The 13709-nt window shown below is 64.0% G+C and carries 11 protein-coding genes and 1 pseudogene; 6 read left to right on the forward strand and 6 right to left on the reverse strand.

The genetic code is table 11. The annotated features are described in order from the left end of the window. The first annotated feature begins 5 nt into the window (after positions 1-5). Complete coding sequence (locus IEC33019_RS07295) at positions 6-557, forward strand: ATP-dependent Clp protease proteolytic subunit (protein ID WP_070090919.1); 552 nt, start codon at positions 6-8, stop codon at positions 555-557. 121 nt (positions 558-678) lie between these two features. Here IEC33019_RS07295 and IEC33019_RS07300 read toward each other — a convergent pair whose 3' ends face one another. From IEC33019_RS07300 to IEC33019_RS07310, 3 genes are all read right to left on the reverse strand, one after another. After that, on the reverse strand, positions 679-1077 hold the full coding sequence (locus IEC33019_RS07300; protein ID WP_070090918.1) for an NUDIX domain-containing protein: 399 nt from the start codon (positions 1075-1077) through the stop codon (positions 679-681). Positions 1078-1159: 82 nt separating this feature from the next. Beyond that, positions 1160-5290 (reverse strand): CheR family methyltransferase, encoded by a 4131-nt coding sequence (locus tag IEC33019_RS07305; protein WP_099593237.1) that lies wholly within the window; start codon positions 5288-5290, stop codon positions 1160-1162. 80 nt (positions 5291-5370) lie between these two features. Next, positions 5371-5637: a hypothetical protein gene (locus IEC33019_RS07310; RefSeq protein ID WP_070090916.1), complete on the reverse strand. Its 267-nt coding sequence runs from the start codon at positions 5635-5637 to the stop codon at positions 5371-5373. A gap of 291 nt (positions 5638-5928) precedes the next feature. Here IEC33019_RS07310 and IEC33019_RS07315 point away from each other — a divergent pair. After that, positions 5929-6084: pseudogene (locus IEC33019_RS07315) on the forward strand (general stress protein); the annotation flags it as partial. 283 nt (positions 6085-6367) lie between these two features. Then, positions 6368-6685 carry a DUF6555 family protein gene (locus IEC33019_RS07320; RefSeq protein WP_070091020.1) on the forward strand — a complete coding sequence of 106 codons (318 nt, stop codon included), beginning with the start codon at positions 6368-6370 and terminating at the stop codon, positions 6683-6685. Positions 6686-6738: 53 nt separating this feature from the next. On the opposite strand, the gene IEC33019_RS27300 is transcribed toward IEC33019_RS07320, so the two are convergent. After that, positions 6739-6909, reverse strand: a complete 171-nt coding sequence (locus IEC33019_RS27300; RefSeq protein ID WP_157765874.1) for a hypothetical protein — start codon at positions 6907-6909, stop codon at positions 6739-6741. A 361-nt stretch (positions 6910-7270) separates the two neighbouring features. Continuing rightward, a complete protein-coding gene (locus IEC33019_RS27305) occupies positions 7271-7417 on the reverse strand; it encodes a hypothetical protein (RefSeq protein WP_157765875.1) in 147 nt (48 codons plus the stop codon). Positions 7418-7594: 177 nt separating this feature from the next. On the opposite strand from IEC33019_RS27305, the gene IEC33019_RS07330 reads away from it, so the two are divergent. The 3 genes from IEC33019_RS07330 to IEC33019_RS07340 all read left to right on the forward strand — a co-directional run bounded on the left by IEC33019_RS07330 (position 7595) and on the right by IEC33019_RS07340 (position 11406). Further along, positions 7595-8443 (forward strand): helix-turn-helix transcriptional regulator, encoded by an 849-nt coding sequence (locus IEC33019_RS07330; RefSeq protein WP_070090915.1) that lies wholly within the window; start codon positions 7595-7597, stop codon positions 8441-8443. A gap of 69 nt (positions 8444-8512) precedes the next feature. After that, on the forward strand, positions 8513-10003 hold the full coding sequence (locus IEC33019_RS07335) for an aldehyde dehydrogenase (protein WP_070090914.1): 1491 nt from the start codon (positions 8513-8515) through the stop codon (positions 10001-10003). Positions 10004-10023: 20 nt separating this feature from the next. Next, entirely contained in the window at positions 10024-11406 is a 1383-nt protein-coding gene (locus IEC33019_RS07340; protein ID WP_070090913.1) for an aspartate aminotransferase family protein, read from the forward strand. A 115-nt stretch (positions 11407-11521) separates the two neighbouring features. On the opposite strand, the gene IEC33019_RS07345 is transcribed toward IEC33019_RS07340, so the two are convergent. Continuing rightward, entirely contained in the window at positions 11522-13648 is a 2127-nt protein-coding gene (locus tag IEC33019_RS07345) for a TonB-dependent siderophore receptor (protein WP_070090912.1), read from the reverse strand. Between the last annotated feature and the right edge of the window lie 61 nt (positions 13649-13709).

Here is a 13709-nt window from a genome sequence, read left to right on the forward strand (position 1 = left end):
CAAGCATGGCCAGACATATCATCCACTTCACAGGCCCCATCAATTCATCCACCTGCGGCAACCTGATCAGCACCTGCACCCGCGCCCTGCAACAGGGCGCCGAGATTCTGCAGATCAACATCGCGACCATGGGCGGGGAGTGCAGCTACGGTTTCACGCTGTACAACTTCCTGCGCTCGTTGCCGGTACCGGTGCATACCCACAACCTGGGCACGGTGGAGTCGATGGGCAATATCCTGTTCTTGGCCGGCGAGCGGCGTACCGCGTGCGTGTTGAGCAAGTTCCTGTTCCATCCATTTCACTGGACGTTGCACGGTTCGGTGGACCATTCACGCATGGCTGAATATGCCATGAGCCTGGATTACGACCTGCGCCTGTATGCCCAGATCGTGGCCGAACGGACCAAGGGCGCCAGTGAAGTGCTGGATGTGCCGCGTTACTTGATGGCCTATCCGCGCATCCTGAGCGCCAATGAGGCGCTGGCCTGCGGCATGATCGATGCCATCGACGAGATGCCGATCGAGGCCGATGTTAGCCAGCACAGTGTGCATGCCTGAGTCAGGCTGATGTGCCTTTTTCGCGGGTAAACCCCCACAGGATTCTCGGTGTTTTGGATATCACCGCGGTACCTGTGGGGGTTTACCCGCGAAAAGGGCACCGCCGAAAAACGGTCAAGCTTCAGCGCACGGAGTCGGCCACGCACTGGTCACAGGCAAGCAGCGACTGGATCAGCAGCCTGATGTCATCTTTGAGCTCGGACACCCGGTCCAGGTGCGCGAAGCAGCAGTCGGCGATTTCATGGCTGGCCTCGGGCCGGGGCGCGTCGGCGAACTCGGCTTCGAAGACGTAATGCACCCGCTCGGGCGACTCATAGCGCATCAGGAAGGTCAGCGCCCGCGCCTTGAGCCCGGTTTCCTCCAACAGCTCGCGCTCGGCAGCCTCGACGGGGGTCTCGCCTGGCTCGATCTTGCCACCGGGCAGTGTCCACGCGGCCTTGGGCTTTCTCACCCATAGCCATTTGCGGGTTTTCCTGCCATGGCGGCAGATCACGGTGGCGCGGTGCTTGACGGGCTTCATGCGGGCTCCAGGCAAAATCCAGTATTCCTACTGAATTGGGCCATTGGTGCCAGCTGGAAGTTGTCCCCGTCAGGATGAGCGGTCAGTAGGGTTGCGAGCCGCTCAGGGCTTCGATCGCCTCCACCAGCTCGTCATAGGCCACCGGTTTGTTCAGATGACGGTCGAACCCGGACTGGCGCGATTTGTACTGATCGGCGCTGGCACCGTAGCCGGTCAGGGCGATTGCGGGAATGTCCTTCAGATGCGCATGCTCGCGCAGTGCCTTGATCAGTGCATGGCCATCCATGACCGGCATGCCAATGTCCGAGAGAATGATGTCGTACTGCCCGTCAGCCGCGGCCTTCAGCGCGGTGCGTGGGTCATGGAAGGCGCTGACCTGCGCACCTTCCATCTCCAGCAACTGCTGCATGATTTCTAGCACATCTGCGGAATCGTCCACCAACAGCACACGGATATTGTCCAGGCGCGGTGCCCCCTGCTGTTCGCCCGCAGTGTGCGGCAGTTGGGGGTTGAAGTGGCACAGTGGCAGGCGGACAGTGAAGGTGCAGCCTTTGCCTAACCCTGGGGAGCTGGCATGCACGCCGCCGCCATGGGCCAGCACCAGCTGGCGTACCAGTGACAGGCCGATCCCCAGGCCTTCGCGGCTGTGGCTGGTGACTGGTGGGGCGGCCTGGGTGAACAGGTCGAAGATGTTCTCCAGGCTTTCCTCGCTCAAGCCCAAGCCCTGGTCGATCACCTGCAGCAGTGCCTGTTCGCCCTGACTGGTCAGCACCAGACGGATCTCGCTACCGGCCGGGCTGAACTTCAGGGCATTGTTGAGCAGGTTCCAGATGATCTGCTCGAGGCGGGTGATGTCCCCTTCGATGAACAGCGCCTTGTCGTTGGCCGGCAACTCCAGGACCACGTCGAGCGGGTGCTGCTCGCTACGCACCACGGCATGGATGTCACGCAGGATGGTGCACAGGTTCACAGGTTCGGTCTTGAGCTTGAGCTTGCCGGTGCGGATACGCGCCACATCGAGCAAGTCATCGATGATGCGCGCCTGGCTGGCGACCGCTTCGCAGATGGTGCCTACCGCCTTGCTGGCTGCGCTGATGGTCTTGACCGAAGGCAGGCGGCGCAGGATCTCGGCGTTGAGTTGGATCAGATTGAGCGGGTGCTTGAGCTCATGCGACATGATGGCGAAGAACTCGTCCTTCATGTGGCTGCTGCTCTGGGACTCGGCCAACTGCTTGCTCTGCTCTTCGTGCAGGCGCTTGTGCCCGGTCAGGTCACGGGCGATCTTGACGTAGCCGCGCAAACTGCTGCCTTTGAGCAGGGAGACCTCGCCACTGCAGAAGAAGCGGCTGCCATCCTTGCGCACGTGCCAGCGCTCGTCCTGGCCGCGACCGTTGAGGCGGGCGGCGCGCAGCTCTCGGCTGGGCACGCCGTTGGCGCGGTCTTGCTCGGTGAAGATCAGCTCGTAGTGGCGGCCGATCACTTCGTCCTTGGCGTGGCCGAAGATCAGCGTGGCGCCGGTGTTCCAGTCGGTGATCACCCCGTGTTCGTCGAGCAGGATGATGGCGAAGTCGTGGGTACTCTCGGCCACCAGGCGCATACGCTCTTCGCCCACTCGCAGACGTTCCTCGGCGGCGCGGCCCTTGCTGATGTCGATGAAGGTGAGCACCGTACCATCGATCTTCTGCTCGCTGGCGCGGTAGGGCAGCAGGCGGGCCAGGTACCAGTGCTGGTTCTCGCCGCACACCTCGCGCTCGATGGAGGGGGTGCCCTGGGCCACGGCACGGGCGTCGTCGGCCAGCTCCGGGTAGTCCAGCCGGTGGGTGATGTCGAGCAACGAGCGGCCGGTGTCCACGGGCAGGATGTTGAAGATATCGGCGGCGCGAGGGGTGAACCAGCGGATGCACAGGTTGCGATCGACGAACACCGTGGCGATGGCGGTCGAGGCAATCAGGTTGCTCAGGTAGTCGTTGACCTTGTCGGTTTCCTCGACCTTGTTCTTGAGCTCGTAGTTGACCGTCAGCAGCTCTTCATTGATCGACTGCAGTTCTTCCTTGCTGGTCTCAAGCTCCTCGCTGGCCGAACGCAGCTCTTCGTTGATCGCCTGCATTTCTTCGTTGGAGGCGGTCAGCTCTTCGCTGGAGATTTCCGATTGCTCGATGGTTTCCTGCAACTGCAGGCGGGTGCGCTGCAGTTCGCGCTCCAGGTTGTTCAGCACCATGCTGTCGGTCTGACGGATGCCACTGGTGGGCAACAGGGATGGGTCGGGCACGCGTTCCTCGAACACCACCAGCAGGCATTCGCTGCCGCTGGGTTCGTCCTTGTGCGGGTGCACCGCGATCTCAACCTGCATCTCGCCCAGCTCGACCGGGCGCGAGGTCACCGCCTGGGTGCCCTGGCGTGCTTGGAACAACGTACTGCGCAGAGCCAGGCGCAGCTGTGGCAGGACCAGGTTGATCAAGTTGCGGCTGGGCTCGCCGCCGACCAGGTGCAGGAAGCGGCCGACGCCATCGCTCATGTGCAGGATATTGCCGTCACCATCGACAATGAGGCTGGGCGGGGTCCGCGTGGCCAGGGCGCGATGGTGCACCTCGGCATAGGAAATCTTGCGACCGGGACGTAGCTTGATCTGGCTGTCCTGCAAGGTCGAGGACACTTCCGCGCCGGGCAGCAGGCGGCCGGAGGCGCGGATAGCAGGGCTGGCGGGGCTGGCGCGAAAGATACGGTTGCGCTTGTCCACCGGGATGAACAGCTCGCTGGCCACATCCACCGATTCGGAGGTGCCCAGGAACAGGTGCCCGCCCGGGCGCAGGGCGAAGTGGAACATCTGCAGGATGTCGCGTTGCACCTCGCGATCCAGGTAGATCAGCAGGTTGCGACAGACGATCAGGTCGATCTGCGAGAATGGCGGATCGGACAGCAGGTTGTGCCGGGCGAACAGCACCTTCTCGCGGATTTCCTTGCGCACCCGGTAGTGCTGGTCTTCCTTGATGAAGAACTGGCGCAGTCGGGCCGGCGGTACGTCGGTGACGATCGCCTCCGGGTAGAGGCCGGTACGGGCGGTACCGATGGCCCGTTCATCCAGGTCGGTGGCAAACACCTGGACCTTCGCCGCGCGCCGCTCCAGTGCCAGTTGCTCGCACACGAGCATGGCCAGGCTGTACGCCTCTTCGCCGGTCGAGCAACCGGCCGACCAGACGCGCACTTCGCTCGGCCCGTCGCCGCTTTCGCCATCACTGACCAGCTCAGGCAGTACATGACGCTCCAGTGCCTCGAAAGCTTCGCGGTCGCGGAAGAAATTGGTCACGCCGATCAGCATATCGGCCAGCAGCTCGGTGGATTCTGCCGGGTGCTGCTCCAGGTAACGTTGGTAGGCGCCCAGGTCGGGCTGCCCGGTGACGTGCAGGCGCCGCTCGATGCGCCGCAGCACGGTGGCGCGCTTGTAGTGCTGGAAGTCATGGCCGGTATTGGTGCGCAGCAGCAGAAGGATTTCATCGAGCAGTGGTTCGGCCTGGGCGGGGTCGCCGCTGCGGCTGCCCAGCGCCGGCGGTAGGGTGTCGTCCTCGATGGTCGGCAGCCTGACCTGGCGGGCGTTGTGCCACAGCTCCATGAGCTTTTGCGGCATCTCGGCCACCGGCAGCACGGCATCGACCATGCCGGTCGCCAGGGCCGCCCGCGGCATACTGTCATAGAGGGCGTCGTCGGGAGACTGGACCAAAGTCACGCCGCCTTGCTCCTTGATCCGCGACAGGCCCACCGCGCCGTCGGCGCCGGTCCCGGAGAGGACCACGCAGAACGCATGGTCCTTGTGCACATCGGCCAGGTCGCGGAAAAACAGGTCGATCGCCACATGGTCACCCCGGCGACGGTTGGCCGGGCTGACGCGCAGGTAGCCATCGTTGGTGGACAAGCGGTTGGCCGGGGAAATCACATAGACATGATTGCGCTCGATCGGCACCGGTTCGCTGACCTGCAGCACCGGCATGGCAGTGGTTTCCTGGATGATGCGGTCGGCGACGCTCTGGTGGTCCGCCGACAGGTGCAGCACCACCACGAAGGCCATGTCGCAATCGGCGGGCATTTGCTTGAAGAAGGTGCAGATCGCCTCGAGCCCGCCCGCCGAAGCGCCGATGCCGACCACCGGAAAGTCCAGGTGGCTCGGGCTCAACGCCGGATTCTGAGGCGAGGCGACGGCGGGCTTGGAGGTTGACTTCATGGGTGCAGCCTTCTGCAGACCTAACGATTCGGCCGATCGAAGCATCGCCGGGCGGTTGATGCGCGATTATAGGCCCGGTCTCAATGGCGCGGCGAGCGCTCGTGGGGGGCGCTGCCTGGCGCTTCGAACGTTCGCTCGATCAGCGCCAGGTGGTCCAGCGCCTCCTGATAACGTTCGGCGGCCTTTCGACGCAGTGCCTGGTAGCGGTCGAAGCGGCTGGCATCGAGCCCGGGGCGGTCGAGCAAGGCAAAGGCGTTGTGATCGAGTTGGTAGGCCTGCTGCAGTAGGCGGCGGTTCTGTTCCAGGGCGAGTTGGCGGCAGGCGTGGATGGGGTGGGCATCAATCATGGCGCGGTTCCTGGTCGAGGAATGATGGGCGTCTTTGTATGACCGCTGCCCAGGTGGCGAAGTGCAAAAAAAATCGAGCATGTAGAGACTGGCGTGCAAGTGTTTGGTCAGGGCGTTGTTTGGCGCCACTCGTCCGAGGCTGGGCAGACCGATTGAGCAGAGCCTGCTCCGGCCTGTTCGGAACTACTGCACGGTGCGATTCCGTGCGCAGCCAATCCACTAGTAAGGAGAAACGACATGGCTCGTGATCAAGAAAACAGCGGACAACGTGGCGGCACCAAAGAAACCAACCCAGGTAACTTCGCCAACGACCGCGAAAAAGCCTCCCGCGCCGGCCACAAGGGCGGCCAGAACTCCGGCGGCAACTTTGCCAATGACCGGGAGCGTGCCTCTGAGGCCGGCCGCAAAGGTGGCCAGCATAGCCATGGCGGTGGTCGCAACCAGTGACGCCCGCCTGCTTTAGCCCGGTGTAGCACTTGCCGGGCGCCGCCCCTGGGCGAGTGGCCACACCACCGGGCGGGATGCGATCCTCAACAACAAAAGCATCCCGCCGGGGGCGGCGAGGCCGACTAGGTAGACAGGTGATTCTGGTGCCTGGCGCGGCACCGAGCGCCGGGCAATGATTCAGGTATCAGCCCATTCATTCGAATTGTTCGACAATCTTTTGAATCTTCGCGCAAAACCTTGATCCATCAGGATGTCATCCATGGAGAAGAGGAGGGCCCCTACGATGCCAACCCCACAGCTGTACATCATTGACTACCGGCTGCATGGCCAGCCGCGCAGTTTCATTATCCGTCTGGAGCGCATGGACAATGCCGAGGCTTGGCATTGGGCCAGTTGTGATGCTGGGGTGGGGATCATTCCGAAGTTCGGGCGGGAGAAGATCCGCAAGGTCAGTCGGCCGATGGCCGAACGCTATGGCGTGAGTGAGGTGAGCTGGCGGCTGTCTGGCAGCGGACCGGCGTTCGTACCGGTCTCTGGTGAAGGCGCGGCGCCGACAACGGTTGCGCACGACCCTCCCGGGCACGACGCCGCGATGGCCTGAGGCAAGCAGCACGTGGGGCAAGCCGGTTGACGCGGGCTTGCCCCACGTTACGTTCAGGCGCCGGATTCCGGATCGCTGGCGGGCACACCGGGGCGGTTGCCGTCATCGTCTTCCAGGTTTGGGTCGGTGTCGGGGTCGTCGGCTTTGTCGTTGCGCTGGTCGGGGTCCAGTTCCGGCCAGTCGTCCTGGACGTTGCCGCCACCCATCTGCAGTGATCTGTGCATGGTGGCCTCCTCGGGTTCGAAAAAAGGGCCCGCCAACAACGCGGGCCGAACACAGGAGTGTAGGCGTAGCCGTTGCCGCGCCTCTCATGGATTCAGAGCCTGATGGCGCGGGTGTGATCGGTTTTTCGTGCAGGGCCCGCGACCAACGGTCTTGCCGGGGCTTTGAGTTGTGCTCTTCGCGGGTAAACCCGCACAGGTTCAGCGATGCCTTGCGGATCGACGCGGGCGCTGTGGGAGCGGGTTCACCCGCGAACACGGGCGAAGCCCGTGCCATTGATCGCGGCGTCTGTTTCGCGGGTGAACCCGCTCCCACGGGGATTGCGCACGTCTTGCCGCGAAAGGGTAGATGCGGCGCAGGTGCTCACCCATCGGACTGCTCTTCTGGCGGCACCTGGCCTTCCGGCCAATCGGGCGCTTTCTTTTCTGGGGGCGGTACAGGCTCTCCGGGGTTGTGAGGGATGTTGTCCACATAGGGATCGGGATCATTGGGCTGTTTGGGGTCTGCCATGGCTGGCCTCCGGGTGGGTTGGCTTGCCTGGTATTAGGGTCGTGGGCCGGTGGATGTGTTCATTCTGGCGGCATGAACGGCAGCTCACCCCGAAGGGTGATGGTCGCCTTGGCCCGTGCGTGAAACAATCCCAGCCAGCCACGGACACGCACAACCACCCTGGCGGGGATCTGAGACATGAGCAAAGACCAGCTGAAATCGCCCGACTGGTACGAGCAGATGGCCCGTGTCATCGAGGCCATCGGCACGCCAGGCTTCGTCGAGGCGCTGTTCGGTGCGCTCAATTGCCTGGCCCAGTGCCAGGCCATCACGGTGTTTCTCTACCCGCGCAAAGGCCTGCCTTCGGCATTGTTCGAAAAAGACGAAGAGGGCCCTTGGCTGCCTGAAGGCAACGTGCAGAAGTACCTCGAAGGTTATTACCTGCTGTGCCCGTTCTACCGCGCCTGCATGGAGGGCATTGCCCCAGGTTGCTATCGTTTGAGCGATGTGGCACCGGACCACTTCAAGCGCAGCGAGTACTACCTGTCGTTCTACCAGCACGCGCACCTTGAGGATGAACTCAACTACATCGTGCCGCTCGATGCGCAGCTCACCATCGCCGTGGCCCTGGGCAGCACCCGACGCCTGACGGCAGCGCAGGTTGCCGACCTCAAGCGCATCGCCCCCTGGGTGGTGGCGGTGGTGCGCCGGCACTGGGGGCAGCTGGATGCCGACACCCTGGGCGGACGCTTCGAAAGCGCCCTGGGTCGGCAGATCAACGCCGCCTTGAACAACTTCGGCTCTTCGCTCTTGACCGAGCGCGAGTGTCGGGTCGCCCAGTACCTGCTGCGTGGCCACTCGACCCGCTCCTTGTCCGAGCGCCTAGGCATCAGCGAAGACACGGTCAAGACCCATCGCAAGAACCTCTACACCAAGCTCGACATCGCCAAGCAGTCCGAGCTGTTCTCCTTGTTCATCGATTCGCTGGCCCAGGCCCAGGAAGGCTTGAGCAAGGACCCGCTGGAAAGCTACCTGCGAAGGCGCTGAACGGCCCACCGCGTCACCCACCTACAACCATAACCAGCGCCCGCCCAGGCGGTCGCAAGGGAGTCCTGCGTGCATACATTGAGCGATTGGCAGCAGCGCGCTGCACAACAAAGCTTCATCGATACCGCGTTGATCGAAGGCCGCCGCGTGGCTGCCTGCTCCGGCGAGACCTTCGACGCCATCAACCCGGCCAACAACCAGGTATTGGCCAAGGTTGCCGCTTGTGGCGAGCTCGAGGTCGACCAGGCGGTGCGTTCTGCCCGTCGCGCCTTCGAGCAAGGCCCCTGGGCACGCATGGCGCCCACCGCCCGCAAGCGCGTGCTGCTGCGCCTGGCCGAGCTGATGCTGGCCCACCGCGAGGAGCTGGCCCTGCTCGATTCGCTGAACATGGGCAAGCCGGTCATGGATGCCTACACCATCGATGTGCCGGGCGCGGCCCACGTCTTTGCCTGGTATGGCGAGGCCCTGGACAAACTCTACGACCAGGTGGCGCCGACCGCCGGTAACGCGTTGGCCACCGTCACCCGTGAAGCCCTCGGTGTGGTCGGGGCGGTGGTGCCGTGGAACTTCCCCCTGGACATGGCCGCCTGGAAAGTCGCGCCGGCCTTGGCGGCCGGCAACAGCGTGGTACTAAAGCCCGCCGAGCAGTCGCCGTTCTCTGCCTTGCGCCTGGCCGAGCTCGCCCTGGAGGCGGGGTTGCCGGAAGGGGTGCTCAACGTGGTCACAGGCCTTGGCGAACAGGCCGGGCGAGCCCTGGGCCTGCACCCGGACGTGGATTGCCTGGTATTCACCGGCTCCACCCAGGTAGGCAAGTACTTCATGCAGTACTCGGCGCAATCGAACCTCAAGCAGGTCTGGCTCGAATGCGGCGGCAAGAGCCCGAACCTGGTGTTCGACGACTGCTGCGACCTGGACCTGGCGGCGGAGAAGGCTGCCTTTGGCATTTTCTTCAACCAAGGTGAAGTCTGCTCGGCCAACTCGCGCCTCTATGTGCAGCGCTCGATCCATGACGAGTTCGTCGAACGCCTGCTCGCCAAGGCCCGTGACTGGATGCCGGGCGACCCGCTGAACCCGGCCAGCCGCGCCGGGGCCATCGTCGATGCCGCGCAGAGCGCGCGCATCAGCGCGGCCATCGACCAGGCCAAGGCCGACGGCGCACGCCTGCTGTGCGGTGGCCAGCGCCTGCGCTTCAATGGCTCGGACAACTTCATCGCACCGACGATATTCACCGGCGTGGGCGCCGACATGGCCCTGGCCCGCGAGGAGGTTTTCGGCCCGGTGCTGGCGGTCAGCACCTTCGAGGACGAGGAGCAGGCCCTGCGCCTGGCCAACGACAGCATCTATGGTCTGGCCGCCTCGGTGTGGAGCGATGACCTCAACCGCGCCCACCGCGTGGCCCGGCGTCTGAAGGCCGGCACTGTGTCGGTCAATACCGTCGATGCGCTGGATGTGGTGGTGCCCTTTGGCGGCGGTCGCCAATCCGGTTTCGGCCGCGACCTCTCGCTGCATTCGTTCGACAAGTACACCCAATTGAAAACCACCTGGTTCCAGCTGCGCTGATATTCCTACGGAGAACAACAATGAACGCACCTTTCCAGCCGCAACGCGAAACACGCGACTACCAGAGCGCCGATGCCGCCCACCACATCCATGCCTTCCTCGACCAGAAGGCGCTGAACGCCGAAGGCCCGCGGGTCATCGTGCGCGGTGAAGGCCTGCACCTGTGGGACAACGACGGCAAGCGCTACCTGGACGGCATGTCCGGCCTGTGGTGCACCCAGCTGGGCTATGGCCGCAAGGACCTGACCGCCGCCGCCGCCGCGCAGATGGACCAACTGCCTTACTACAACATGTTCTTCCACACCACCCACCCGGCGGTGATCGAGTTGTCCGAGCTGCTGTTCAGCTTGCTGCCTGGGCACTACAGCCATGCCATCTACACCAACTCCGGCTCCGAATCCAACGAAGTGCTGATCCGCACCGTGCGCCGCTACTGGCAGGTGATGGGCAAGCCAGGCAAGAAGATCATGATCGGCCGCTGGAACGGCTACCACGGCTCGACCCTGGCCGCCACGGCGCTGGGCGGCATGAAGTTCATGCACGAGATGGGCGGGCTGATTCCGGATGTCGCGCACATCGATGAGCCGTACTGGTACGCCGAAGGCGGCGCGCTGACCCCAGCCGAGTTCGGCCGTCGCTGCGCCTTGCAACTGGAGGAGAAAATCCTCGAACTGGGCGCCGAGAACGTCGCAGGCTTCATCGCCGAGCCGTTCCAGGGCGCTGGCGGCATGATCTTCCCGCCAGAGAGCTACTGGCCGGAAATCCAGCGCATCTGCCGTCAGTACGATGTGCTGCTGTGCGCCGACGAAGTGATCGGCGGCTTTGGCCGCACCGGCGAGTGGTTCGCCCACCAGCACTTCGGCTTCCAGCCGGACACCCTGTCCATCGCCAAGGGCCTGACCTCCGGCTACGTGCCCATGGGCGGCCTGGTACTGAGCAAGCGCATCGCCGAGGCGCTGGTGGAGCGCGGTGGGGTGTTCGCCCACGGCCTGACCTACTCCGGCCACCCAGTGGCGGCGGCCGTGGCCATCGCCAACCTCAAGGCCCTGCGCGACGAAGGTATCGTGCGCCAGGTCAAGGACGACACCGGCCCTTACCTGCAAAGCTGCTTGCGCGAGGTGTTCGGTGATCACCCGCTGATCGGCGAAATCCAGGGCGCAGGCCTGGTGGCGGCGCTGCAGTTCGCCGAGGACAAGGCCACCCGCAAGCGCTTCGCCAACGAGAACGACCTGGCCTGGCAGTGCCGGACCTATGGCTTCGAGGAAGGGGTGATCATCCGTTCGACCCTGGGCCGGATGATCATGGCGCCGGCACTGGTGGCCAGCCGTGGTGACATCGATGAGCTGGTGGCCAAGACCAAGGTCGCCGTGGACCGTACGGCGCGGGACCTGGGCTTGTTGTAAAGCCGATTTGGGGCCGCTTAGCGGCCCTTTCGCGATGCAAGGCCGCTCCTACGGGGTCCAGTGATCCTGTAGAGGCGGCCTTGCGTCTTGAAAAGGCTGCGTAGCAGCCCTGGATTCAGAAGGTGTAGCTCACGCCGGCCTGCACGGTGCGTGGCGCGCCGGGGTAGACGTAGCTGTTGAAGGCGCCTTCGTCGTATTCCTTGTTGAACAGGTTCTTCAGGTCCAGATTGAGCCGCACGTGCTCGTTGACCTGATAGAAGCTGAGTAGATCGACCACGGTGTACTGCTCCATGGTGTAGGTCTGCGTCGCGGTCTGGCCGGCGCGGTCGTCCACGTATTTCACGCCCATGCCCAGACCCAGCCCCTTGAGGCCTCCATCCTGAAACTCATAGGTATTGAGCAGGCTGAAGCTGTTGCGCGGAATGTTGGCCAGGCGCGTGCCGTTCTGCAGGCTGGTGTCCTTGGTCACCTCGGCATCGACATAAGCGTAGCCACCGATCACGCGCCATTCGGGGGTGAGGTTGCCGGCAACGTTGATGTCCAGGCCGCGACTGCGGACTTCGCCTGCGGCGATCTTGTAGGTTCCGGTGGGGTCCAGCGGGTCGTTGGCGAGGACGTTTTCCTTGACGATGTGGTAGATGGCCGCATCGACGCTCAACTGGCGATCCAGCGCCTCCCATTTCACGCCCAGTTCGTACGATTTGCCTTTTTCCGGATCGAAGCCCTGGCCTTGCCGGCTGGCGCCGCTGTTGGGCTTGAACGAACGGGCAGTGTTGGCGTAGATGGCAACGGTGTCGGTCAGGTCGTACATCAGGCCCAGACGAGGGGTGACGGCGTTGTCGGCGGCGGTCCAGTCGGTGCTGCCGGGCAGGTAGTTGTCGTATTGGTGCTCGAAACGCTCGAAGCGCAAGCCCGCCAGGGCTTTGAGACGGTCGGTCAAGGCCACCTGGTCTTGAACGAAGGCGGCCCAGGTCTTGAGGTTTTCCTTGTCGTCGGTGGTGGTGCGGGTCAGGGCAGGGCGTGGCTGGCCCAGGGCCGGGTCGAACAAGTCGATAGGGTAGGCGTCGGCACCGTTGGCCGAGCGCCGAATGAAGGATTGATAGTCGTAGTCTTCATACTCCACGCCGGTCAGCAAGGTGTGGGCAAAACCTGCGGTGTCGAAGTGGCCGGTGAGGTTGAGCTGGTAGTCGCGGTCGGACCATTCGAGCTTGCGGTAGTTGAAGTTGCGCCCGAGGGTGCGGCCGTCTGGTTGCAGGGCATTGGCTTCCACCGCGTTGCCCTGGAGCGTGCCGTCGAGCCACTGCATGCCACCGCCCAGGGTCCAGTCGTCATTGAGCTGATGCTCGAAGCGCAGCTGGGCCATGTTGTTGTCGTTGTGCAGCAGGTTGTCGGAGCCTTTTTCCCAGACGTTGGTATCGCGCGAAGCCCGGTCACGCTGATTGGCAAAGCGTGTCAGGCCGCGGTCCAGAGGGTGGTTGTTGCGCATGAAATCGCCTTCGAAGACGATGCGTGTGGTGTCGTTGACCTGCCAGCTGAGCACGGGGGCGACGTCGTAGCGCTCGGTCTGCACGTCGTCGCGGAAGGTCTCGCCGCCTTCGCCGAGTACGTTCAGGCGGTAGGCCAGGCGGCCTTGTTCATCGAGCGGACCGGTGGCATCGAGGGTGGCGCGGTGCATCCCTTGGTCATCGAACTGGCTGCCCAAGGTGACTTTGGGGTCGGCCAGCGGCTGCTTGCTGACCACGTTGAACGTGCCGCCGGGATCGCCACGCCCGTACAGGCTGGTAGCCGGGCCCCGCAGGACCTCCAGACGCTCGACGGTGTTGGCGTCCGGGGCGTTGGGGTAGCCACGGTTGATGGGAAAGCCGTTGCGGTAGAACTCGCCGGTGGTGAAGCCGCGCACCGTGAAGGTGGTCAGCCCCTGGCCGCCGAAGTTGTTGGCGCGGCCCACGCCACCGGCATAGTCCAGCCCGTCCTGCAGACGGGTGGCGGCGGTGTCCTGCAGGACATCCTTGGGCACCACGCTGATCGATTGGGGTGTTTCGTGCAGTGCGGTGTCCGTGCGCGTGGCACTGGCCGAACGCGTCGCCTTGTAGCCGATCACCGGGCCGTCGGCGCGCTCCAGGTCGCTGGCAGCGTCGATGTTGACCGCTTGCAGTTCAAGGGGAGCCGTGGCTTGGGATTCGGCCAGGGCGACGGGGCTAATAGCGGGAATCAGGCAGAGTGAAACGAACGCACGACGCATCGACAGCACGATCCTAGGGAGGGCGGGAGCCGCGGATCATAACTGATAGGCATTATCATTT

This window comes from Pseudomonas putida (assembly GCF_002741075.1).
In the GTDB taxonomy this organism is placed as follows: Bacteria; Pseudomonadota; Gammaproteobacteria; order Pseudomonadales; family Pseudomonadaceae; genus Aquipseudomonas; species Aquipseudomonas putida_T.

Coding starts and splice junctions, on each gene's coding strand:
- IEC33019_RS07340 (WP_070090913.1), top strand. CDS start 10,024: ATGAACGCACCTTTCCAGCCGCAACGCGAAACACGCGACTACCAGAGC.
- IEC33019_RS07310 (WP_070090916.1), bottom strand. CDS start 5,637: ATGATTGATGCCCACCCCATCCACGCCTGCCGCCAACTCGCCCTGGAA.
- IEC33019_RS27300 (WP_157765874.1), bottom strand. CDS start 6,909: ATGCACAGATCACTGCAGATGGGTGGCGGCAACGTCCAGGACGACTGG.
- IEC33019_RS27305 (WP_157765875.1), bottom strand. CDS start 7,417: ATGGCAGACCCCAAACAGCCCAATGATCCCGATCCCTATGTGGACAAC.
- IEC33019_RS07345 (WP_070090912.1), bottom strand. CDS start 13,648: ATGCGTCGTGCGTTCGTTTCACTCTGCCTGATTCCCGCTATTAGCCCC.
- IEC33019_RS07330 (WP_070090915.1), top strand. CDS start 7,595: ATGAGCAAAGACCAGCTGAAATCGCCCGACTGGTACGAGCAGATGGCC.
- IEC33019_RS07295 (WP_070090919.1), top strand. CDS start 6: ATGGCCAGACATATCATCCACTTCACAGGCCCCATCAATTCATCCACC.
- IEC33019_RS07300 (WP_070090918.1), bottom strand. CDS start 1,077: ATGAAGCCCGTCAAGCACCGCGCCACCGTGATCTGCCGCCATGGCAGG.
- IEC33019_RS07305 (WP_099593237.1), bottom strand. CDS start 5,290: ATGAAGTCAACCTCCAAGCCCGCCGTCGCCTCGCCTCAGAATCCGGCG.
- IEC33019_RS07320 (WP_070091020.1), top strand. CDS start 6,368: ATGCCAACCCCACAGCTGTACATCATTGACTACCGGCTGCATGGCCAG.